The 21,754-nt window shown below is 40.5% G+C and carries 17 protein-coding genes and 15 tRNA genes; 20 read left to right on the top strand and 12 right to left on the bottom strand.

Annotated features, from left to right (window positions below):
- Nucleotides 1-2: 2 nt before the first annotated feature.
- From ACNSN3_RS09235 to speB, 3 genes are all read left to right on the top strand, one after another.
- A complete protein-coding gene (locus ACNSN3_RS09235; protein WP_008467955.1) occupies nt 3-461 on the top strand; it encodes a GNAT family N-acetyltransferase in 459 nt (152 codons plus the stop codon).
- 144 nt (nt 462-605) lie between these two features.
- On the top strand, nt 606-2,519 hold the full coding sequence (speA, locus tag ACNSN3_RS09230; protein ID WP_418607119.1) for a biosynthetic arginine decarboxylase: 1,914 nt from the start codon (nt 606-608) through the stop codon (nt 2,517-2,519).
- Nucleotides 2,520-2,522: 3 nt separating this feature from the next.
- Nucleotides 2,523-3,446, top strand: coding sequence for an agmatinase (gene speB / locus ACNSN3_RS09225; RefSeq protein WP_418607118.1), 924 nt, complete (start codon nt 2,523-2,525; stop codon nt 3,444-3,446).
- Between the two features lie 64 nt (nt 3,447-3,510).
- Here speB and ACNSN3_RS09220 read toward each other — a convergent pair whose 3' ends face one another.
- The 3 genes from ACNSN3_RS09220 to ACNSN3_RS09210 are packed head-to-tail and all read right to left on the bottom strand — an operon-like array spanning nt 3,511 to nt 5,926.
- The gene (locus tag ACNSN3_RS09220) at nt 3,511-3,762 is read right to left on the bottom strand and encodes a hypothetical protein (protein ID WP_418607116.1); all 252 of its coding nucleotides are present in this window, start codon (nt 3,760-3,762) and stop codon (nt 3,511-3,513) included.
- A 35-nt stretch (nt 3,763-3,797) separates the two neighbouring features.
- Entirely contained in the window at nt 3,798-4,838 is a 1,041-nt protein-coding gene (locus ACNSN3_RS09215) for a M48 family metallopeptidase (protein ID WP_418607115.1), read from the bottom strand.
- Complete coding sequence (locus ACNSN3_RS09210; protein WP_010388384.1) at nt 4,838-5,926, bottom strand: YjgN family protein; 1,089 nt, start codon at nt 5,924-5,926, stop codon at nt 4,838-4,840. The genes ACNSN3_RS09215 and ACNSN3_RS09210 overlap by 1 nt, the downstream gene beginning before the upstream one ends.
- 174 nt (nt 5,927-6,100) lie before the next feature.
- Here ACNSN3_RS09210 and ACNSN3_RS09205 point away from each other — a divergent pair, with 174 nt between their 5' ends.
- The 8 genes from ACNSN3_RS09205 (at nt 6,101) to msrB (ending at nt 15,028) form a co-directional block, all read left to right on the top strand.
- Entirely contained in the window at nt 6,101-6,832 is a 732-nt protein-coding gene (locus tag ACNSN3_RS09205) for an RNA methyltransferase (RefSeq protein WP_010388385.1), read from the top strand.
- A 68-nt stretch (nt 6,833-6,900) separates the two neighbouring features.
- Entirely contained in the window at nt 6,901-10,302 is a 3,402-nt protein-coding gene (locus ACNSN3_RS09200) for a chromosome segregation SMC family protein (RefSeq protein WP_418607112.1), read from the top strand.
- A 73-nt stretch (nt 10,303-10,375) separates the two neighbouring features.
- A complete protein-coding gene (gene zipA / locus ACNSN3_RS09195; protein WP_054202488.1) occupies nt 10,376-11,122 on the top strand; it encodes a cell division protein ZipA in 747 nt (248 codons plus the stop codon).
- A 78-nt stretch (nt 11,123-11,200) separates the two neighbouring features.
- Nucleotides 11,201-13,222, top strand: a complete 2,022-nt coding sequence (gene ligA / locus ACNSN3_RS09190) for an NAD-dependent DNA ligase LigA (RefSeq protein ID WP_418607110.1) — start codon at nt 11,201-11,203, stop codon at nt 13,220-13,222.
- On the top strand, nt 13,215-13,559 hold the full coding sequence (locus ACNSN3_RS09185) for a DUF3392 family protein (RefSeq protein WP_008115215.1): 345 nt from the start codon (nt 13,215-13,217) through the stop codon (nt 13,557-13,559). The genes ligA and ACNSN3_RS09185 overlap by 8 nt, the downstream gene beginning before the upstream one ends.
- The gene (locus tag ACNSN3_RS09180) at nt 13,556-14,056 is read left to right on the top strand and encodes a DUF2919 domain-containing protein (RefSeq protein ID WP_055013311.1); all 501 of its coding nucleotides are present in this window, start codon (nt 13,556-13,558) and stop codon (nt 14,054-14,056) included. Before ACNSN3_RS09185 ends, ACNSN3_RS09180 begins: the two co-directional genes overlap by 4 nt.
- 8 nt (nt 14,057-14,064) lie before the next feature.
- Nucleotides 14,065-14,505 (top strand): hypothetical protein, encoded by a 441-nt coding sequence (locus tag ACNSN3_RS09175; RefSeq protein WP_055013310.1) that lies wholly within the window; start codon nt 14,065-14,067, stop codon nt 14,503-14,505.
- An 82-nt stretch (nt 14,506-14,587) separates the two neighbouring features.
- Entirely contained in the window at nt 14,588-15,028 is a 441-nt protein-coding gene (gene msrB, locus ACNSN3_RS09170; RefSeq protein WP_008115220.1) for a peptide-methionine (R)-S-oxide reductase MsrB, read from the top strand.
- Nucleotides 15,029-15,152: 124 nt separating this feature from the next.
- On the opposite strand, the gene ACNSN3_RS09165 is transcribed toward msrB, so the two are convergent.
- The 8 genes from ACNSN3_RS09165 to ACNSN3_RS09130 form a co-directional block, all read right to left on the bottom strand.
- Nucleotides 15,153-16,784 (bottom strand): response regulator, encoded by a 1,632-nt coding sequence (locus ACNSN3_RS09165; protein WP_021033161.1) that lies wholly within the window; start codon nt 16,782-16,784, stop codon nt 15,153-15,155.
- Nucleotides 16,785-17,188: 404 nt separating this feature from the next.
- A tRNA-Val gene (locus ACNSN3_RS09160) sits at nt 17,189-17,264 on the bottom strand.
- Between the two features lie 49 nt (nt 17,265-17,313).
- Nucleotides 17,314-17,389, bottom strand: a tRNA-Val gene (locus ACNSN3_RS09155).
- 150 nt (nt 17,390-17,539) lie between these two features.
- A tRNA-Val gene (locus ACNSN3_RS09150) sits at nt 17,540-17,615 on the bottom strand.
- A 49-nt stretch (nt 17,616-17,664) separates the two neighbouring features.
- Nucleotides 17,665-17,740: transfer RNA gene (locus ACNSN3_RS09145), tRNA-Val, on the bottom strand.
- Nucleotides 17,741-17,907: 167 nt separating this feature from the next.
- Nucleotides 17,908-17,983: transfer RNA gene (locus ACNSN3_RS09140), tRNA-Val, on the bottom strand.
- 167 nt (nt 17,984-18,150) lie between these two features.
- Nucleotides 18,151-18,226: transfer RNA gene (locus tag ACNSN3_RS09135), tRNA-Val, on the bottom strand.
- Between the two features lie 147 nt (nt 18,227-18,373).
- Nucleotides 18,374-18,449 (bottom strand) — tRNA-Val (locus tag ACNSN3_RS09130).
- A gap of 766 nt (nt 18,450-19,215) precedes the next feature.
- Here ACNSN3_RS09130 and ACNSN3_RS09125 point away from each other — a divergent pair.
- From ACNSN3_RS09125 to ACNSN3_RS09085, 9 genes are all read left to right on the top strand, one after another.
- A tRNA-Ala gene (locus tag ACNSN3_RS09125) sits at nt 19,216-19,291 on the top strand.
- 36 nt (nt 19,292-19,327) lie between these two features.
- A tRNA-Glu gene (locus tag ACNSN3_RS09120) sits at nt 19,328-19,403 on the top strand.
- Nucleotides 19,404-19,545: 142 nt separating this feature from the next.
- Nucleotides 19,546-19,621 (top strand) — tRNA-Glu (locus ACNSN3_RS09115).
- An 85-nt stretch (nt 19,622-19,706) separates the two neighbouring features.
- Nucleotides 19,707-19,782, top strand: a tRNA-Glu gene (locus ACNSN3_RS09110).
- 92 nt (nt 19,783-19,874) lie between these two features.
- A tRNA-Glu gene (locus ACNSN3_RS09105) sits at nt 19,875-19,950 on the top strand.
- An 85-nt stretch (nt 19,951-20,035) separates the two neighbouring features.
- Nucleotides 20,036-20,111, top strand: a tRNA-Glu gene (locus ACNSN3_RS09100).
- Between the two features lie 86 nt (nt 20,112-20,197).
- A tRNA-Glu gene (locus ACNSN3_RS09095) sits at nt 20,198-20,273 on the top strand.
- A gap of 93 nt (nt 20,274-20,366) precedes the next feature.
- Nucleotides 20,367-20,442 (top strand) — tRNA-Glu (locus ACNSN3_RS09090).
- 250 nt (nt 20,443-20,692) lie between these two features.
- The gene (locus tag ACNSN3_RS09085) at nt 20,693-20,959 is read left to right on the top strand and encodes a DksA/TraR family C4-type zinc finger protein (RefSeq protein WP_418607107.1); all 267 of its coding nucleotides are present in this window, start codon (nt 20,693-20,695) and stop codon (nt 20,957-20,959) included.
- Nucleotides 20,960-21,008: 49 nt separating this feature from the next.
- Here the strand turns inward: ACNSN3_RS09085 and gloA are convergent, their stop codons facing one another.
- Nucleotides 21,009-21,395: a lactoylglutathione lyase gene (gloA, locus tag ACNSN3_RS09080; RefSeq protein WP_055013361.1), complete on the bottom strand. Its 387-nt coding sequence runs from the start codon at nt 21,393-21,395 to the stop codon at nt 21,009-21,011.
- Nucleotides 21,396-21,754 lie beyond the last annotated feature (359 nt).

Here is a 21,754-nt window from a genome sequence, read left to right as displayed (position 1 = left end):
CCATGCAGTTAGTCGACTTAGACCCTTGTGATCAGGATGTGATCAACGTATTTGCTGACATAGATCGACTTATTAGCTCATTATATCCTGTAGCAACTTCACAAGCGCTTACAGTTAATGAGCTTGGTTTACCGGGCGTTTACGCTGTAGGGTTAAAAAATCAAGACGGAATAGTTGCCTGTGGCGCGATAGTAAAGCAATTTGATGGTAGCTGGTATGGCGAAATTAGACGGCTTTACGTAAAACCTAGCTATCGCGGAAAAGGCTTATCACGGCGTATTATGCAAATTCTATTGCACTATGCTGGCGAAGAAGAAATCCCAATCATAAAACTAGAAACAGGACCAAAGCAAATACAATCAATCCATCTTTATGAGAATTTAGGATTTGTGCAATGTGCTCCTTTTGGTGAATACACAGAAAACCCAAACAGCTTATTTATGGAGCTTGCGCTCAGCTAATACAGCTCTGTTTAAGGCTTTTATTTATCAATTTCAATCCTAACTCGTTACGAGTAGAAATACTTGTTGGACATGAATCACTATTTTTCTTTTAATGCGCGGCAACTAGCCGAATCGGCATTCATAAATAAAAGAGAAAGATAAATGAAAGAGACAACATCACTAGAACAAGCTCGTACGAGCTACAACGTTCGTCATTGGAGCCAAGGTTTTTTTGGTATTAATGATCAAGGTGATGTGTATGTTGCGCCAAAGGCTGATGCCCCACAGCAAACCATTGCACTAACAGACATTGCTAAGCAGCTTGAAGAAAAAGGTTTAAGTTTGCCAGCACTCGTTCGTTTTCCACAAATATTACACCATCGTGTGCATAGCTTATGTGGCGCATTTAATACCGCAATAGAAAGCTATGGGTATCCAAAAGACTATTTATTAGTTTATCCGATTAAAGTAAATCAACAGCGCGAAGTCGTTGAAGAAATTGTTGCCAGTCAAGCACAAGTAGAAAAAAAACAGCTAGGTTTAGAAGCAGGCAGCAAGCCAGAGTTATTAACCGTATTAGCATTGGCTGAAAAAACCAGTGCGGTGATTGTGTGTAATGGCTACAAAGATAAAGAATATGTGCGCTTAGCGCTGATTGGCGAAAAGCTGGGCCATAAAGTGTATATCGTACTTGAGAAATTGTCTGAGCTGGACATGGTGCTTAGCCAAGCCAAAGAACTTAATGTAAAACCTCGCATTGGCATTCGTGTGCGTTTAGCATCGCAGGGCAAAGGTAAATGGCAAGCAAGTGGCGGTGAAAAATCGAAGTTTGGGTTGTCTGCTTCACAAGTGCTGTATGTAGTAAACCGTTTAAAAGAAACAGATCAGCTTGATTTAGTACAGCTTGTGCATTTTCACTTAGGGTCGCAAATGGCCAATATTCGTGATGTACGCTTAGGTGTAAGTGAAGCTGCGCGTTTTTATTGTGAATTACGTAAGTTGGGTGCACAAATAGAGTGCCTTGATGTAGGGGGCGGTTTAGCGGTTGATTACGACGGTACACGCAGTCAATCACACAACTCAATGAACTACAGTTTAGCCGAATACGCAAATAATATTGTGTATACCATAGGTGATATTTGTAAGCAGTATGAACAGCCTTTCCCTACCATTATTTCAGAGTCGGGAAGAGCATTAACGGCGCACCATGCAGTGCTTATTTCCAATGTAATTGGCACCGAAACATATGCACAAGAAGAAATAGAAGCGCCAGCAGATGATGCGCCGCAATTACTTAAAAATATGTGGATTTCATGGCAACAATTGCATGTACTTACTGATGACCGTGCATTAATTGAGATTTTTCACGACAGCCAAGGTGATTTAGCTGAAGCGCATAGTCAGTTTGCGATGGGATTATTAGATTTAACCCAACGCGCATGGGCCGAGCAAATTAATTTGCGTGTGTGTTATGAGCTTAATAAATTAATGGATAACAAAAATCGTTTCCATCGTCCGATTATTGATGATCTGAATGCGCGTTTAGCGGACAAGTTTTTTGTCAATTTCTCATTGTTTCAATCATTGCCTGACGCGTGGGGTATTGACCAAGTGTTTCCGGTATTGCCTTTAAGTGGTTTAACGCAAGCTCCACAAAAACGGGCTGTGTTACTAGATATCACCTGTGATTCAGATGGCGCATTAGAGCATTATGTAGATGGTCAAGGTATTGAAAGTACGTTACCAGTACCAGAATTTACAGCAGATAAACCTTATTTAATGGGTTTTTTCTTAGTAGGTGCCTATCAAGAGATTTTAGGCGATATGCATAACTTATTTGGTGATACGCACAGTGCTATTGTCAATATGGATGAGCAAGGTATTGCTAGCATTACAGAAATTAATCATGGTGATACTGTGGCTGACATGATGCGTTATGTACATTTAGATGTTGAAGGTTTTCAGCAGTCATACGCGCAGTTAGTCAGCGCAAAAATTGCAGCAGATGAACAGCAAAGCGTTTTAGACGAGTTGCAAAGCGGCCTTGATGGCTACACTTATTTAGAAGAGTTATAAGCAATGTCTAGCTTGTTTGGTTGTGTTGACCACTCATTGTACTCAAATGGGATGACGTTTTTACGTCGTCCTATGGTACAAAACATTAACGCGATTGAAGCCGATGTAGTGGTATTGGGTCTACCGTTTGATTTAGCCACTTCAGGGCGCCCTGGTGCCCGCTTAGGGCCTGATGCTATTCGCAGAGCATCGGTACATTTAGCATGGGAAGATACAAAATACCCATGGACATTTCCATTGTTTGAGCGCTTAACCGTGGCGGATGCTGGCGACTTTACTTATCCGGTGGGCGATCCTGAATATTTTACCGCGCAATTAGAAATGGCGGCAGAGCAAATACTTCGCCAAGGTAAAACATTATTAGGCTTGGGTGGCGATCATTTCGTAACGTTACCACTATTGCGCGCACATGCAAAAATTCATGGCAAAATGGCATTAGTTCACTTTGATGCGCATACCGATACCTATAGCAACGGCTCGCGTTTTGATCACGGCACCATGTTTTATCATGCGCCAATGGAAGGGTTAATTGATGTTAATCACAGTATTCAGCTCGGCATTCGTACTGACTTTGATCAAAGCAAGCATGAGTTTGCAGTGATTGATGCCATGCAAGCCAATGATCTGCATGCGAATGATATTGCAGCTCAGATTATTGAGCGAGTGGGTGATTTACCGGTTTACTTAACCTTTGATATAGATTGTTTAGACCCCGCCTTTGCACCAGGTACGGGCACACCAGTGTGTGGTGGTTTAACCTCTGATAAAGTGCTTAAAATCTTACGCGCACTGAAAGGCATTAATATGGTGGGAATGGATGTGGTTGAAGTATCCCCGTCGTACGACCAAAGTGAGCTTACCGCCATTGCCGCTGCAACGATTGCCAGTGAATTACTGCATTTGTGGGCATTTAAGCATAAATATTAATATGTGTTAATGCAGTTTAAAAAGCGCCAATTTGGCGCTTTTTTTGTATGAAAATAAAAGACTATTAAAACTGCATATTGTGCTTTTTAGCATAAAGAAAAAACACCGGAATTTCGATTATGACGTAAGTTAAAAAAGTAAACCAAAACCAATTAACTTCAAATATTAACCAGCTAAATTGCACGCCTGAGTTGTAATAAAGAGTAGATGCAATTAATAGCGTAATGCCTGTTGCAAATAAATCTTGCACCGATACTTTTTTAAAGCTGCTGCCTGCAAAGCGCGGATAAATAAACCCGTAGCCAAGCGTTATCATAATGATAACCAATAAGAGCAAATTTAGTTCAGGGGTCATTCTGGTTTATATTGCCTCGCATATTCTATTCGCTCTTGGGAACTTGGGTGCGTTGATAAATACTTTAACCAAGCATCATCATAGCTCCCTTCTCGTGCCTTTAAATTCTTTTCCAGTGCTTCAATTGCATCAGCAAAGTCGTGGTTAGAATAGCCTAATTTTAAAAGGTTTTTAATCGCATATATATCGGCTTCTTGTTCCATATCTCGCGAAAACGCTTGTTGTAAAAAAGATGAACCAGAGCCAAGCACGACTTCTAATATACCTTCTAAGTCACCAAAAATAACTGCAAATACAACGGTGCTCGCTGCAGCTTGTGCCGCAAGTCGAATGCTGTGATGGTGCTGAACATGACCAATTTCATGAAGTAAAATAGCACGCAGGGCATCAGGATCATTTTTTAATAGCTCAACAAGTTCGTCAGTTACTACAACCCGACCATTTGGAAGAGCAAACGCATTAGCTGAAAAATAATCAGACTGATAAAAAGATAGCCTAAACTTTGCACTGTCTAAATTGAGCGAGTTAAGCATTAAACGCCATTGTTGCTGTATTTCTGATTGCTTATTAGTGGAAAGTTGAGAAGGTTCCAATGCGACTTTTTCTATTACACTGAGCGTTTGCTCTCCCATCGTTTCAATTGTCGAGGCAGGTGCTAAGTTAACGCTATAAACGGCTACTGATGGTATTAAGCGGTATAAAATTAACCAAAGTAATAGGGGAATTAGCAGCACGGATGCAACAATAAGAATCTTATTTTTTTCTAAGCGTTCACTGAGTCCATGCTCTTTAAGCGCGAATGGCCACCTAAATTCTACATCTTGAGGAATAAATCGCCCACCATCAGCAAAATTTAACTCTGACGCCATGCCAGGTAACGGGCTATCAAGTTGGCAATTGTCTATTGTTGATGCAAGTAACGTCGTATTCTCAGAGTCAACAAGTGTTATTTGCTCATGGGAAAGGTGTGCATAGCTTTTAATATGTTGGCTGCTATTAGGGTAATAATAACAGCCAAAAATAGGATAATTACTCATTAGGTGAGTGAAATATCAATATCAAACACATTGGCCGCTTCTTCAGCAAATGATGACTGCTCATTTTGTGCAACATCAATCAACGAAAGTGCGCCGCTATAAATAGTGACTTCAGTAACCGATGCTAACAGCTTTGCTCTGCGTACTTTAGCCCAAGGGTAGGCAAGTCCTAAGGTAAATATAATTGCCAGTACATTGGTAAATAGTAAGATGGCATAGTCAATGGCTTTTAAGTTCGAATCAAAGGTAGCGACTTCTGTAAATTCACTGTTATTAAAAATATGATTTCGAATAAGCGAATGATAAACAGCGCCTACTAGTGTTAAAAACGCAACATACAACGTAGCAATTAATAGCGGCACTACAATTGTCGAAAGGCTAAAGTTTTGTGTGTTTAAGTTACCGATAGTTAAGGCACTTGCACCAGCAAAGAAGCCAAAAATAACTAAGCCACCTATTGCAACTCCTAGGGTAATAAGTGCTGCGATGTAATAGCGTTCGCCTTGAAGATTTACTGTAAGTGGTTTATTTCCATAGCTGATGTTTTCATGCATATATTGATCAATTCGCTTTAATACATACGGCAGTAATAGGTGTAATGTGAATACACTTGCAATAGGTAATAAAACAAAGTTAATAAATGCATCGCCGTAATTACCTGAAAAGGCAAAGCGTACATTACGATGGCGAGTCATACGCATATTAAAACGCAGACCTTGGTTGATGATCCACGGCAATAAAAATAAAAAGCCAATAGCAAATAAAAGGCCTATCGCTGGTGCGAGGCTGCTAAGTAAGGTGTAAATTAAAAATGCGATGACCGCTAAAATGCGTCCTTTTAAAATTTGTATTGGGGTCGCTAGATAGTCAAAGCTATGGCCGTCGATACGCGTATGACCGTAAAAATAACGATAGGTGCGAACTTTTGCCCATGCCGAATAAATTCCGAGAGTAATAATACTCAGCAGTATATTAACAATCCATATACCAAAAAATTCGCCGGCTTTGCCGCTAAATTGTACTTTACCGCTAAAAATAGCAGGGGGTGTTTGATTTGACTCAGATGAAGTTGGGTGTACTGGTTCCATTTTAAAAATATATCCATTTTGTTTTTTGTAAATTTACCTTTTTTAGATAAAAAAAACAATCTTTATAATTAGCTAGCTGATTGTAAGTAGGCTATTTTTATTGCTTTTACTGTTTATGGGGCTGCACTTTAAGTCACCTCTGGTATACTGTGCAGATAATTTAATGGGGCTGTCATGATTTCAAAAAACCAACTTAAACTTATTCGCCAGCTTGGCCAAAAAAAGTATCGCAAGCAATTTAACCAATACTTAGTACAAGGCGAAAAAAATGTACTGGAGTTATTAAATAGCCCATTAAAAGTAAACGATGTATTTGCAACGCAAAGCTTTATTGATAATAACCAAAGCTCATATCCTCAAACGCATTTTATTACAGCGGATGAAGAGCAGCTAACAAAGGCCAGTACTTTGGTAAGTAATAATGCGGCTATTGCAATTATTGATATGCCAAGCACCGTATTACCAGATGAAAACAGTTTAATATTAGCCTTGGATGGAGTGTCTGATCCTGGGAATTTAGGTACCATCATTCGCGTGGCTGATTGGTACGGTATAAAACATATTGTTGCTAGCACTGACAGTGCCGATCCGTATAACCCAAAAACAATTAGCGCCACAATGGGGTCGTTCGTTCGCGTATCGGTAAGCCAAGTTGAATTGCCTGAATACTTATCTACATTAAACATGCCTATTTATGGTGCATTTTTAGATGGCCAAAGTGTGCATAGCACTAAATTTAGTGGCCAAGGTGTATTGCTTATGGGCAGTGAATCACATGGAATACGCGAGCAGTGTGCAAAATTAGTGAGCAACAAAATAACCATTCCGGCTTTTGGCGGTGCAGAGTCGCTTAATGTAGCAATGGCCACGGGTATTATTTTAGATAATTTTAAACGCCAAGCTTAACTTTTTAGCTATTTATGCGTTAAGTTATTTATAGTAAAAAACAATAATAAATCGGTAATAACAATAAAATGCGCTTAAGCACTATTAAATTAGCGGGCTTTAAATCGTTTGTAGAGCCCACTAAAATTCCATTTCCTGACCAAATGACGTGTGTTGTCGGCCCTAATGGCTGTGGCAAATCAAACGTCATTGATGCGGTGCGATGGGTGCTTGGTGAAAGCTCAGCTAAAAATTTACGTGGCGATGCCATGACCGATGTCATTTTTAATGGCTCTACTAACCGCAAGCCCATTTCGCAAGCCTCCGTTGAATTAATCTTTGATAATACCCAGGGTAAGTTACCCAATACTTTTGCTGATCGTAACCAAGTGGCTATTAAGCGTTTGGTGACTCGCGATGGTCAGTCATTGTACTTTCTAAATGGCAGTAAATGCCGAAAACGTGATATTACCGACATATTTTTAGGCACGGGCCTTGGGCCGCGAAGCTACGCTATTATTGAACAAGGGATGATCTCACGTTTAATTGAGAGCAAACCGCAAGAGCTACGTGTTTTCTTAGAAGAAGCCGCAGGGGTCTCTAAATACAAAGAGCGCCGCCGCGAAACGCAAACACGCATAAAAAGCACCAGAGAAAACTTAGAGCGACTGCTTGATGTTCGTCAAGAGTTACAAAACCAGCTTGATAAACTGGCGGTACAATCGGTTGAGGCTAAAAAATATCGCGAACTTAAATCCCAAGAGCGCACCTTAAAGGGGCAAATAGCGGTATTAAAATGGCAAAAACTGCATCAGCAACAGCTCGATAAAAGTGCGCAAATAAAAAAGCTGGATGACCAAATCAGCTTCTTTAAAACGGCGCATTCAGGCCATGATGATGTTCTGGCAAGCCTTGATGCTCAAGTGCAAGCTCAACAAGATAAACTCGATGATGCACAGCAACAGCAGCATCATACGCATACTGAATTGACTCGCAGTGAACAGCAGCAGATTAGCATTAAGCAACAAACGCTTTCACTGAAACAAAATTTAGCCAAGTTAGAGCAACAAAAAAACCAAAGTGAAGAAGTCAAAACGCAGCAACAAAGTCTTTGCCAAGAGTTAGATGACAACTTGCAACAGGCTGTAGAGCATAACTTAATGTGTAGCGAGCAGGTTATAGAACTTACCGATGAGGTTAATCGGCTGCTGGAGATTAAAAATGCCGACACGTCACAGTGGCAATCACTAACAGAAGACTATCAAAAATTAAATAATCAGCAGCTAGCGCATGCAAATGCAGTAAAACATACAGAGCAGAAAATCAGTTATGTTAAGCAACAACTAACGCAGCTTGATGAGCAAATAGATGAGTTAAAACGCAGTGAGATAGAGCAGCAATTAATTCAGCAACAGCAGCACAGGCAAACGCTAACAGAGCAGCTGGCTAACGCGCAAACTGCTCATAGTAGAGGTCAAAGTGCTCAGGCAATACAGCAGCAACAGCTTGATGAAGCTCAGCAGCAATGGCAGCATTTATCTCAGCAAGTTAATGAACTAAAAGCCGGTATAGCAGGGCTAAAAACTACCCTTGGACTTGAAAAAAACAGCGATAAAACTTTAACTTTATTCAAGCAGTTAACTGTTCAGCCTGATTATGAGTTTTTAGTAGAGCAGGCGCTGTCATCACTTGAGCATATTCATGTTTCACCAGGTAAAGCAGAAAATAGCACGTGGCAAATACCCTCACAGTCTGTGGCAAGCAATAGTATTGCTGCCTTTATTAGCGCTGGTATCTACCCCGAGTTATTAAACCATATTGCTTATGATGCCGAGGGTCAAACACACCATCTTAACGATGCCAGTTATATTGCAGTGATGGACAAGCAAGGGGCGTTACATGGTCGAAATTGGCATCTCAGTGGCGAAAAAAATGCAGAAAATTCCTTATTATTAATGCACAAAAAGCTCAAGCAGCAAGAAACCTTACTTGAGCAACAACAACAGGCATTGACGGACGCACACTCCACACTTGAAGAACATCAAGCGCAAGCTGCATTAATAACCGAGCAGCAAAACGAGCGCAAAGACACTATTCATCAATTAGCACAACAACTTGCTGTAGCAACAACGCGTGGTGATATGCTCAAAGCGCAAGCTGATCAACATCAGCAACAGGTGACGAAATTACAACAACAACGTCAGCCACTGCTAGAACAACAGCAGCAGTTAAGCGAATTGTTGGGCGAAGAGCTTGATAAAAATGAACAGCTTGCAGAGCAATTAGAGGCCTTAGCTGAAGAGCTTAACCAAGCCGATAGCACACGAATAAATAGTGATGAACGTTACAAACAAGCTTTAAATAATGCTGAACAGTATAAAACGCAAGCACACCAGGCAAACCTTAATGAGCAAAAAGTGCGTAGTGAGTGGCAGCTCAGTCAAACCAAGCTGAACCATGCCGAACAAGCATTAACAATGGCTGTAGAAGGAACGCAAGAGCTAATAGAGCAAATTGAGGCGTTACTTATTCCTGAGCAAGAGCTTGCACTAAGTATTGAACAATTATTAGTACAGCACCAACAAGGCGAACAAACCCTTGTGGATATTCAACAGCAGTTAGCTCAAGCAAAACAAGAATTACAAACCAAACAAGCGAGTTTAAAAACGTCACAAACTGAGCTGGTGGCATTACAAGAGCAACACCAGAAGCTGAGCATTGAAGAGCAAAGCCTATTAATAAAAGCGCAAGCAGTACTTGAGCCACTTAGCGAGCTTAATCAAAATTTAAAACAGGTTTTAGCAGAGCTTCCTGCAGAGTTGTCATTAAACGCAGCGCAAAATCAACTTGCTGGAGTCAGTAATCAGCTAGAGCAATTAGGAGCCGTTAACCTTGCAGCCATTGATGAATTTGAACAAGCTAAGCAAAGAAGTGATTATTTAAATAATCAGCTGGATGATTTAACCCAGGCATTGACAGCTTTAGAAGGCGCTATTCATAAAATAGATCGTGAAACTAAAACGCGCTTTAAGTCTACCTTTGATCAAGTGAATCACGATTTTGGTCAGCTTTTTCCAAAAGTATTTGGCGGCGGCAGTGCTTACTTAGAATTAACCAGTGACGATTTACTCGAAAGTGGTGTTAGTATAATGGCAAGACCTCCGGGTAAAAAAAATTCGACAATTCATTTGTTAAGTGGTGGAGAAAAAGCGCTGAGCGCATTATCATTGGTGTTTTCTATATTCAGGCTCAATCCAGCTCCATTCTGTATGCTGGACGAGGTAGATGCCCCATTGGATGATGCCAACGTGGTTCGTTTTTGCCGATTGGTTGAAGAAATGTCACAATCTGTGCAGTTTATTTATATAAGCCATAATAAAATTGCAATGGAAATGGCGGGTAGATTAACGGGTGTAACCATGGCAGAGCCCGGCGTGTCGCGCATGGTTGCTGTAGATATTGAACAAGCGGTGCAACTTGCACATGCATAATTTTATAGTCATTTGCTAGTTGTTTTGGGTAAAATGATGGCAGTTAGGCATATTAATAATAAAAGGTGAGGGGATGGCCGAAGAATTAAGATGGGTTTTAATTGTGATCAGTGTGTTTGTCATTGGTGGCTTATTAATACACGGTTTATGGTCAGTAAGAAAAAAAGAGAATGCTGAACTCCCTGCAAGCGAGCGAGTTGAACCTGTTCAAGAACAGCAGCCTTCATCTGTGCATACTGAGCCACAAGAGCCAACGTTAGCGCAACGAGAAGAGCCACAAATGAGTGAGTTAAACTTCAGCGCTGATGAGCCACAAATAGATGTTAGCCCAGCTGATACAGCTATTGAAGATGACCTTGAAGTCGTAACCGAAGAGGCTGTTGATACGCAACAAGACGCCCCTAAAGATGTTTCAGACTTTGTGATTGTGCATATTCAAATGCCAGAAGGACTGACCATGCAAGGCAGTAAATTACTGCCAGCAGTTAACACGCTAGGTTTTAAATATTCAGAAGAAGGCTTTTTTAATCGCCATCTAGACCCTGCAGGCCAAGGGCCGGTGTTATTTAGACTGGTAAATATGTATAACCCTGGCACGTTCGATATTGATAATATGGAACAGTTTAGTACCGCAGGCGTGAGCTTATTTATGACTCTACCATGTGATGGCGATGGCCTTGCTGCGTTTAATATGCTGCACAGCGCCGCTAAGAAGCTAGCAGATGAATTTGGAGCTGAAATCTTGGATGCTGAGCGAAACGAAATGACGGTAGAGCGTATTCGTCAATATGTTGAGCAGGTTCGCGCATTTTCTGCGTAATATACGCATAAGTTAAATTTTGTAAGCCACTGGGCGTTCACTCGTCAAAGTGGCTTTTTTTATGTTTTTGAGGTCTACATGGCAAGCAGCATTAGTGAGCAAATTAATCATCTTCGTACCACGCTTGAGCAACACAATTATAGTTATTATGTGCTTGATACACCCAGCATACCCGATGCCGAATATGATCGCTTATTACGTACTTTGAGCGAATTAGAAACCCAGCACCCTGAGTTTTTAACTGCAGATTCACCTACTCAAAAAGTAGGTGGGGCGGCGCTTGCCAAGTTTGAGCAAGTAGCACACCAAGTGCCTATGTTGTCGCTTGATAACGCTTTTGGTGAAGACGAATTCAATGGTTTTAATCGTCGTATTAAAGAGCGTTTAATGAGCACTGAAGAGCTTACATTTTGCTGTGAGCCTAAACTGGATGGCTTAGCGGTATCGATTATTTATCGCGATGGGGTATTAGTGCAAGCAGCGACTCGTGGCGATGGTTTTACTGGCGAAAATATTACCCAAAATGTAAAAACAATTCGCAATGTGCCATTAAAGTTACGCGGTGATGATTACCCGCGTGAGCTTGAAGTGCGCGGTGAAGTGTTTATGGATAGCGCGGGCTTTGAAAAATTAAATGCCGAAGCAGAAAAGCGCGGTGACAAAGTTTTTGTAAACCCACGTAATGCGGCAGCGGGCAGTTTACGCCAGCTAGACTCAAAAATTACCGCAAAACGGCCACTGATGTTTTATGCCTACAGCACCGGATTGGTCGCCGATGGCACATTACCTGAAGATCATTACCAGCAACTTGCCAAGCTTACCGACTGGGGATTACCACTGTGTCCAGAAACAAAACTAGTTGAAGGCCCAAAGGCCGCGCTTGCCTATTATAATGACATTTTAACGCGCCGTAGCGAGCTAAAATATGAAATAGATGGCGTGGTAATAAAAGTAAATAAAAAAGCCCTACAAGAGCGCCTAGGCTTTGTTGCGCGTGCACCGCGCTGGGCTATTGCTTATAAGTTTCCGGCGCAAGAAGAAATAACACACTTGCTAGATGTAGAGTTTCAAGTAGGGCGTACTGGGGCTATTACCCCTGTTGCGCGACTAGAGCCGGTATTTGTTGGTGGTGTTACGGTATCGAATGCAACGCTGCATAATGCTGATGAAATTGCCCGTTTAGGCGTTAAAGTGGGCGACACTGTGATTATTCGTCGCGCTGGGGATGTGATCCCACAAATTACCCAAGTAGTGCTTGAACAACGCCCAAGCGATGCAAAAGCGATTGTGTTTCCAACTATGTGCCCAATTTGTGACTCGCACGTTGAGCGGGTTGAAGGAGAAGCTGTTGCACGTTGTACAGGCGGCTTGGTATGTCAAGCACAGCGCAAACAAGCGATTAAACATTTTGCCTCACGTAAGGCTTTAGATATTGACGGCTTAGGCGACAAAATTGTTGATCAATTAGTTGACCGAGAGCTGATCAAAACGCCTGCTGATTTATTTATTTTAAAGCAGGGACACTTTGAGTCACTTGAACGAATGGGACCAAAATCAGCAAAAAACTTAGTTGCGGCGCTTGATGATGCTAAAACCACTACCTTAGCAAAGTTTTTATATTCACTGGGTATTCGTGAAGTCGGTGAGGCCACAGCTCAGAATTTGGCTAATCACTTTTTAACGCTTGAAAACGTGATTGATGCCAGCATTGAACAACTAATAGAAGTAAGCGATGTAGGTGAAATAGTGGCGAAGCATGTTCGCGGCTTTTTTGCTGAAGAGCATAACCTGACAGTGGTAAACGAATTAATAGCGCAAGGAGTAAACTGGCCACAGTTAACAGCGCCATCAGAGCAAGAACAGCCGCTAGCGGGTTTAACTTATGTGCTAACTGGGACGCTTAATACGCTTAATCGTAATGATGCAAAAGCGCGCCTACAACAATTAGGCGCCAAGGTTTCTGGCAGTGTTTCAGCAAAAACAGATGCCTTAGTGGCGGGCGAAAAAGCCGGCTCTAAGCTCACCAAAGCGCAAGAGCTTGGTATAGAAATACTGACAGAGGATGATTTAATTACTTTGTTAGAGACTCATAATGGCTAGTTTTACAAATATACTTAATACCTTGTTAATTGACCTAGGCCAATGGTTACAGGGCTATTTGCCGCATTTATCACTGCTTTTAATGGTGTGCTTAGTGTCGCTGTATGCGGATGACATTTTAAAGTTAACCAAAGGCGTCGTAGCTAGGCGCCACTTTATTATTAGGGTGGCGTGTTTTGTGTTGATAACTGCGTTTGGCTTTGGCTTGTTAGTGGTGTGGTTAAGCCCACTGCTAACTAAAGCTTTACTGTTTTTTGGCACTAAGTGGTTAGCGCTTACCTTATTAGTGGCATTTTTTATTTTGGGCACTATTGCCGATAGGAAAAATCAGTTGTGAGTCGATATGGGCCTGAATACTGGGATAAATATGGTAGCTATCGTACGCCATTAGCGTTTCACTTGAGTATTTTAGTACTATTGCGCGCCTATTTTATTTGGGTAATAGCCGCGTTGAGTCGTCGACCTGAGCTTGATTTAATGTCATTGTTTTTTAAGTCAAAAGATGATTTTTTTATTGCTATAGCGATCGGTGCTGTAGCCATTGTACCCACTATTTTATTTTGTTTACGAAGGCCAAGAGACTCGCATCAAGCAACACAACGCTTGGCGCGTATTTGGCGGTATATGCGTTGGCCGCTGATTGCGTGTGCATTAATTGATTTGTCGTGGTTAAGTATTCAGGCAGCTCATAGCCACTATCGCTTCTCATTGTTTTTAGCTGTGCAAATGGTGATTGTATTATGGGTGTTGTGGTATTTGGCAAAAAGTCGTTACTTAAGTGTTTTCTTTAGTGATTGGCCCGAGCCGACAGAAAAAGCAACTGATAAAAAGTAAGAGGGCTTATGCACAGTATCAATAAAAAAATAGCACAAGTAATTGCTTTAATAGGGCTCATTATTATAGCGAGTGGCTATTTTTTTTCTTTAGGGGAACACCTTTGGTTTAAAGCTGGGTTAGTAATGTGGGTTGTGGTGTTTTGTTCGTGTTGTTACCGATTAACGCCGTTGTTTAAAATGCGCAATCCGCTGCGTAATTTTATTCAACGCGATGCGCAGCACTTATTTGTTTTTAGTTTAACAGGGCTGTTTGATAAAAAAAATGGCCCGCATTGGTTAGTCATCAGTAATATTGAGTCGATAGAAATAAGAAACGATGAACTAATAGTGCACAGTAATAATGATAGACAATTAAGCGTGAGCATTCCTGGCAGTCAAGCCCAATTGCATGCCTATGTAAACCGTATACTTACAGCAACAGAAAAGCACACTATAGTCTTTAGATAGCGTTGATCGTGGTATTAGCCACAGGCGTACCAGACTACAAGTAAATGATTGCTAGTTAAATTAATAACGTAATGAGGTTCTTATGTTGAAGTGGAACGATATTGTTAATTTTGCCAACCATGGCAATCCAACACCGGTTCGAAAAGTGGTTAAAACAGATCAGCAATGGCGCGAACTGTTAAACGAAGAGCAATATTATGTGACCCGTAAAAAGGGAACTGAACGACCAAATAGTTCGAGTAGTTGTACCTTGCTAGAGCCAGGTAAGTATGTGTGTGTTTGTTGTGACAACTTACTATTTGATGCAGATGAAAAGTTTGATAGTGGCACCGGCTGGCCTTCATTTACCCAACCGGCAACTGAGGAAGCGATTGGTTATGTCATGGATAATAGTCATGGCATGGAGCGAGTTGAAGTTGTTTGTAATGTGTGTGATGCGCATTTAGGGCATATTTTCCCTGATGGGCCACTTCCTACTGGTTTACGCTACTGTGTAAACGCACTGGCAATGAAAAAGCTCTAGGGTCTGTTGACCTTTCAAGGTTAAATTTGCAGCGGTCTGTTTGGGATTTAGGCAAGGCAGCGCCTATGTGGTGTGGTTACTCCCCATAAATAGGCGATAACGTAGCATTAATGCCAAACAGGCTCTAACTAATCTCTAGTTTCATTTCTTTAGCAATCTGAAGTAGTTTATCGAACCGCTCTGATTGCTCTTCTGCTAAGGGGGATTTTTTTAATAGTTTAAAGCACTTTTGGGCCAACAGACTATTGAAAGAGTCACCATGTTTTTTTGACTTATCCACTAAACATTGCAATAAATTAAGCGCAATACTTGGATTGTGTGGCATGACTCTAAATGCTTGGCTGAATGCCTCTAAGGCAACATTTAATTGGCCGCGCTCAAACTGCTTAACAGCATGATTATTGAGCTCTTTCGGCCCCATTTTAATATCACGTCTTTCACTTTGCTGTTGCTGTATATAACGCAAGTAAGTAGCATCGCTTCTACTTGGGTGACGTTCGCAATGATCAATTATTTGGCTAAATAGCGCTTGCGCCTTTTGGTGAAAACCTAATTCATGCAGTGCTTTTGCCTTGTCTAGGGCACCATCTACTGAACGTATTTGAGTATCGCTGTCATCAAGTTGCTCAATGAGCTGTTTCGCTTTTTTATGTTCATCTTTTAAATAATAAAGGCGTGCATTGAGCACATCGATTTGAGTTTGCGCATTACTGGTTGGGAATTGTGTTTTTAGCTCATTAATATATTTATTTGTTTGACGAGAGATCCTGTTTATTTGGTCAGTTTGATCTGTGGTCAATGCAAAATCAATCCCAGCACGAGCAGCATTTAAATAAATGTCTGGGCTATCATGCATAGAGTACTTAGCATAAGTGGCAATATCTTTTTGAGTTAAGTAGCTGGTTTCATAATCTCTATTAATGAGCGATACGCTGTTCAGTGATTTTTGACGGTCTATATTACGTGGAGCAATATGTGTCGCTTGGCTTAAAAAGTCTTGGGCTAAATCAAATTGGTTTAGTTTTATTTCTAAACGCCCCAATAAGTCTAAGGCTATAAGTCGAGTCTCATTACGTTCAAGCATTGTTTTAAGCATGCGCTGAGCCAAAATATGCTCATTGTTAGCAATTAAGGCTTCTACCAATCCTACTTTTGCCCATGCAAACTTTTGCATATTCAAAACTGACTTAAAAAAATCTTTCGCTTCTTGGTTTTGTTTTAGCGCCAGTAAAATATTGCCTTTTAATCTAAGTAGAATAGGGCTGTATTTATTACTTTTATCGAGTTGGGCATTAATTTGTTTCAATGCTTTAGACTGGTTATCGTCATCAATTAAAGTGTATATAGCTTTTAAGTCGCTTTTACGTTTGAGAATACGCTCTATGCGCACTCTTAACTCTTGTACAGAGAAGGGTTTTACTAAAAAGTCATCGGGTTGAAGTTCTAATACACTGTGAACTAACTCTCCGCTAGTTTCCGCAGATGTAAAAATAAACCCAGTAGAGTGTTTTATTAATGCTTTAGCGCGTAATTCTTCATAAAGCTGGTAGCCATCTTGGCGTTTGCTTAGATTAAAAGAGCAAATTACCAAGTCAAATTCTTCATGTAAGCATTGTTCTTTTGCCGCTAAGGCATGATCTGCAAAACGCATATGTCCAAAGCCAATTTTTTCGAGCGACTGTTTCATGTAGCTTTGAGCAAGTGGCTGCTCTTCTACAATCAGTATTTTTGCTTCATTGAAAATATTTTTAGACATTGGCTTAAGCGTAATTGAATTTAACACAGACTATAATCAACAGTTTAGACGCTTACAAGGTAATTTAAAGATTCGCCTCGAAGATGAGAGCTTATTAAGCAAATTAATTCTAAAGGTTTATATTTTTATCTTAAAAGAGCTAAAAACCCATTTAAAGTAAATGAATAGCACGCGTAATAAAGTAAGTTTAAACAAAATGATTTTGAAGATAATAAAACTCGAAAGATAAATTTTTGGTATGTGATTGGAATACTGATTTTTTGAAACCGAAGAATTACTTGGTAACGAATTTCTAAATGGTAATTAATACTGAACTTGAACTAAAAGAGTGGAGGATAATGAATATTAAAATGGAAGGTGGTACTGGAGGATTTAGATTTTTGTAATATGCACCATTCAAAGAATGGTGGGTCGTACTGGACTTGAACCAGTGACCCTCGCCTTGTAAGGGCGATGCTCTCCCAACTGAGCTAACGACCCATATTACAAATTTACACATGTAACTATTTATATAATAAATTTTTATATGTGGTGGGTGATACTGGACTTGAACCAGTGACCCTCGCCTTGTAAGGGCGATGCTCTCCCAACTGAGCTAATCACCCACATATAAATTAATCAAAACTATTATAATAAATAGTACTGGACTTTAACCAGTGAACTTCGCCGTTACTTGTAAATAGCGGTGATGCTCTCTTTTTCTAACTGAGCTAATCACCCATTTAGACATCTTGTAATATGCACCATTCAAAGAATGGTGGGTCGTACTGGACTTGAACCAGTGACCCTCGCCTTGTAAGGGCGATGCTCTCCCAACTGAGCTAACGACCCATATTACAAATTTACACATGACTATTAACATAATAATAGATTTTATATGTGGTGGGTGATACTGGACTTGAACCAGTGACCCTCGCCTTGTAAGGGCGATGCTCTCCCAACTGAGCTAATCACCCACATATAAATTAAAACGCTACTATTAAAATAAACAGTACTGGACTTTAACCAGTGAACTTCGCCGTTACTTGTAAATAGCGGTGATGCTCTCATTTCTTGTAACTGAGCTAACGACCCATATTACAAATTTACACATGACTATTAACATAATAATAGATTTTATATGTGGTGGGTGATACTGGACTTGAACCAGTGACCCTCGCCTTGTAAGGGCGATGCTCTCCCAACTGAGCTAATCACCCACATATAAATTAAAACGCTACTATTAAAATAAATAGTACTGGACTTTAACCAGTGAACCTCGCCGTTACTTGTAAATAGCGGTGATGCTCTCATTTCTTGTAACTGAGCTAACGACCCATATTACAAATTTACACATGACTATTAACATAATAATAGATTTTATATGTGGTGGGTGATACTGGACTTGAACCAGTGACCCTCGCCTTGTAAGGGCGATGCTCTCCCAACTGAGCTAATCACCCACATATAAATTAAAACGCTACTATTAAAATAAATAGTACTGGACTTTAACCAGTGAACATAGCAATTACTTGTAAGTAAAATAATGCTCTCTTTTTCTGATTGGGTTAATAAACCCGTACAGAACTTAGATACGACACATTAAAATGTGGTGGGTGATACTGGACTTGAACCAGTGACCCTCGCCTTGTAAGGGCGATGCTCTCCCAACTGAGCTAATCACCCGCATCTAAACAACACCGCATTGCTGCGTTGTTGTGGGGCGCTATTATAGATAGACTTGTAAATGTGTCAACACTTGAATGATAAAAATGTGCTGAATGAAGCTTTTATAATCAATACAATGCAAATGGTGTTCACTTTATCAACAAGGTAACATAAAACGAACAATAAGCATGCATGGCTGGGCGCTAATGTAACTACATTCATATTCACTTGATAGGGCTCTGTTGCTTTTTAAGGATGAAAATTAATTCAATTTAGTGGTAATTGATTTGCCGAGCCAGGGTTGCAACCAAGAAATCAAAGTAAAGCTTTCTAGTGCAGATCATCCTGCCGATGTTATTCAATTGTTTAAACCACTCAAATTAACAAGTTGTTTATCGCTTAGCATAGTTAAGCTTTACAATTAGCATTTAATAAAATCCAGCTAGGCTATGATGGAAGTAGGCCCGTTTTAGGAGAAAAGCAGTGATAACTCAATTTGCATATAAATGTATACCTTTTGAGTCCGATGTGAATAGGTACTTTTAGTATTATAAAGTCGTTATTCTCAACTCAAACGCAAATGTGGCACACTTAACGTAACTCATGGTTACTAAATACTATGAAAATCTACTTTTTAGCATGTATGATAGCCAGTTTGTTGAAAATTAAACCATTTAAATAATGTCGCACAAAAAACTGTTGACTTTATTTTGGGGGGTGCATAGAATGCGCCCCGCACTAAGCGATACACGACGTGGTTATCACCGAGCGTATTGAATAAGTTGGGGCTATAGCTCAGCTGGGAGAGCGCTTCGCTGGCAGCGAAGAGGTCTGCGGTTCGATCCCGCATAGCTCCACCAATTTTTAGTGTTTGTCCTAGGGTAGCAGTTTTCTGTGTCCCCATCGTCTAGAGGCCTAGGACACCGCCCTTTCACGGCGGTAACAGGGGTTCGAATCCCCTTGGGGACGCCACTTAACTTTTAGTTAAAGGCGGTTTTACCGAGAAAATAGCGTAACACATAAAGCTCGAGTCTTTATTTGTACTATTGCGCCATTACCTTAAAGCTCAGGATGTGAGTTTAACTAATCAATTGTCCTAGTGACACTTTTTAGTGTCCCCATCGTCTAGAGGCCTAGGACACCGCCCTTTCACGGCGGTAACAGGGGTTCGAATCCCCTTGGGGACGCCACTTACTATTATACAGTAGGGTAGTGTTATTAAAGCTCGTCTGAATCGAGTCTAAACTTTCAGTTGTCCTAGTGACACTTTTTAGTGTCCCCATCGTCTAGAGGCCTAGGACACCGCCCTTTCACGGCGGTAACAGGGGTTCGAATCCCCTTGGGGACGCCACTTACTTATTTCTAATAGGGAAGTGCAGTGTTATTAAGCAACTCGCCTGAAACGAGTTAAACCATTCAGTTGTCCTAGTGACACTTTTTAGTGTCCCCATCGTCTAGAGGCCTAGGACACCGCCCTTTCACGGCGGTAACAGGGGTTCGAATCCCCTTGGGGACGCCACTTACTATTATACAGTAGGGTAGTGTTATTAAAGCTCGTCTGAATCGAGTCTAAACTTTCAGTTGTCCTAGTGACACTTTTTAGTGTCCCCATCGTCTAGAGGCCTAGGACACCGCCCTTTCACGGCGGTAACAGGGGTTCGAATCCCCTTGGGGACGCCACTTACTATTATACAGTAGGGTAGTGTTATTAAAGCTCGTCTGAATCGAGTCTAAACTATTCAGTTGTCCTAGTGACACTTTTTAGTGTCCCCATCGTCTAGAGGCCTAGGACACCGCCCTTTCACGGCGGTAACAGGGGTTCGAATCCCCTTGGGGACGCCACTTACTTATTTCTAATAGGGAAGTGCAGTGTTATTAAGCAACTCGCCTGAAACGAGTTAAACCATTCAGTTGTCCTAGTGACACTTTTTTAGTGTCCCCATCGTCTAGAGGCCTAGGACACCGCCCTTTCACGGCGGTAACAGGGGTTCGAATCCCCTTGGGGACGCCACTTACTTTTTCTAAAGTAGGTATGTGTTATTAAGATAAAAAACTTTCTGTTCAAGCATTTCTTACGTTCGTCTATAAAATACCTCTCTAAATTAAATATTTAGGTTTATCAAAGCCTAGAGTCACGATATTCACTCAAGTATTGTTCAACCTCAAAAGACTTAATTAAAAGTATCTGTGTTTTTTATTCAGGGCTTATAAATATTCTACTTGTTAATCTACATAAAACTTCCAAAAAATGAGGAGGATTTATGGCAAGTGGATGGGCGCGAGATGGCGCAATTCAAGATCAAATAGATGTAAGTGTTAATGATGCAGTGCAATACGCAAGAAGTAACCTAATTTCAGGAGCGAGCGCTGAGCTTTGTGATGAGTGTGACGAGAGAATACCACAAGCAAGAAGGTTAGCATTACCAGGCGTGCGCTACTGTATTTCATGCCAAGCGGAATTAGAAGGGCTACCAAGTAATGCTAACGCGTTTAATCGCCGTGGCAGTAAAGATAGTCAATTACGATAAAGGTGCTCAAGGCACCTTTTTTTATGGGTAAAATACTACCCGTGATTATTTATGATTTTTTCTGAATAAGTTCAATTGAGTAGCCATCTGGATCTTTTACAAACGCAATTTCTGTTGTGCCACCCTTTACTGGTCCTGGTTCACGGCTAACGTTACCACCAGCGCCCTTAATATCTTCACAGGCTTTATAAATATCATCAAACTCAATGGCGATATGGCCATAGGCATTACCTAAATCGTAGCTGTCGGTATCCCAGTTATAGGTTAGTTCAAGTACTGTCGTGTCAGTTTCATCACCGTATCCTACAAAGGCGAGGGTGTAGCGGTACTCTTCGTTATCAGCACGGCGTAACTCTTTCATACCAAGTACTTGAGTATAAAACGCAATTGATTTATCTAGATCAGCGACACGTAACATAGTATGTAATAAACGCATTTTTACCTCTAGGGTTTTTATTTTTAAACAGTAATATATTTAGTAGGTGATAAATAGTTAAATTAATCTTTAACTTATTAGAGAGTAAACCGACTTCCAATATTCTATTTAGATTTTATTATGTATTTTATTGATTAATATTCTCTTAGGCAACCAAATGAAAGTTCATTCAGCTAAACTATAATTTTATTTAATATCGCGGTGAATAATTTTGTTATAACTGCGTTTATGATCCTTAAGAATTAACTTTTTGCGACAAGATTTATAGCATTTAGTATATAAGCTAAGTAAAGAGAAATTATTAATCTAACTTTTGTGTTTTAAGGCACTCCAAATTAAGAACTATTGAAACCTTCAGC

Source organism: Pseudoalteromonas sp. US3C1004, from assembly GCF_048401065.1.
GTDB lineage: Bacteria > Pseudomonadota > Gammaproteobacteria > Enterobacterales > Alteromonadaceae > Pseudoalteromonas > Pseudoalteromonas undina.
The sequence above is the reverse complement of the archived record's forward strand: the minus strand, read 5'-3'. Positions and strand labels throughout refer to the sequence as shown.

Excerpts from the sequence above, each read along its gene's own strand:
- ACNSN3_RS09235 (WP_008467955.1), top strand. The coding sequence starts at position 3 with ATGCAGTTAGTCGACTTAGACCCTTGTGATCAGGATGTGATCAACGTA.
- speA (WP_418607119.1), top strand. The coding sequence starts at position 606 with ATGAAAGAGACAACATCACTAGAACAAGCTCGTACGAGCTACAACGTT.
- speB (WP_418607118.1), top strand. The coding sequence starts at position 2,523 with ATGTCTAGCTTGTTTGGTTGTGTTGACCACTCATTGTACTCAAATGGG.
- ACNSN3_RS09220 (WP_418607116.1), bottom strand. The coding sequence starts at position 3,762 with ATGATAACGCTTGGCTACGGGTTTATTTATCCGCGCTTTGCAGGCAGC.
- ACNSN3_RS09215 (WP_418607115.1), bottom strand. The coding sequence starts at position 4,838 with ATGAGTAATTATCCTATTTTTGGCTGTTATTATTACCCTAATAGCAGC.
- ACNSN3_RS09210 (WP_010388384.1), bottom strand. The coding sequence starts at position 5,926 with ATGGAACCAGTACACCCAACTTCATCTGAGTCAAATCAAACACCCCCT.
- ACNSN3_RS09205 (WP_010388385.1), top strand. The coding sequence starts at position 6,101 with ATGATTTCAAAAAACCAACTTAAACTTATTCGCCAGCTTGGCCAAAAA.
- ACNSN3_RS09200 (WP_418607112.1), top strand. The coding sequence starts at position 6,901 with ATGCGCTTAAGCACTATTAAATTAGCGGGCTTTAAATCGTTTGTAGAG.
- zipA (WP_054202488.1), top strand. The coding sequence starts at position 10,376 with ATGGCCGAAGAATTAAGATGGGTTTTAATTGTGATCAGTGTGTTTGTC.
- ligA (WP_418607110.1), top strand. The coding sequence starts at position 11,201 with ATGGCAAGCAGCATTAGTGAGCAAATTAATCATCTTCGTACCACGCTT.
- ACNSN3_RS09185 (WP_008115215.1), top strand. The coding sequence starts at position 13,215 with ATGGCTAGTTTTACAAATATACTTAATACCTTGTTAATTGACCTAGGC.
- ACNSN3_RS09175 (WP_055013310.1), top strand. The coding sequence starts at position 14,065 with ATGCACAGTATCAATAAAAAAATAGCACAAGTAATTGCTTTAATAGGG.
- msrB (WP_008115220.1), top strand. The coding sequence starts at position 14,588 with ATGTTGAAGTGGAACGATATTGTTAATTTTGCCAACCATGGCAATCCA.
- ACNSN3_RS09165 (WP_021033161.1), bottom strand. The coding sequence starts at position 16,784 with ATGTCTAAAAATATTTTCAATGAAGCAAAAATACTGATTGTAGAAGAG.
- ACNSN3_RS09085 (WP_418607107.1), top strand. The coding sequence starts at position 20,693 with ATGGCAAGTGGATGGGCGCGAGATGGCGCAATTCAAGATCAAATAGAT.
- gloA (WP_055013361.1), bottom strand. The coding sequence starts at position 21,395 with ATGCGTTTATTACATACTATGTTACGTGTCGCTGATCTAGATAAATCA.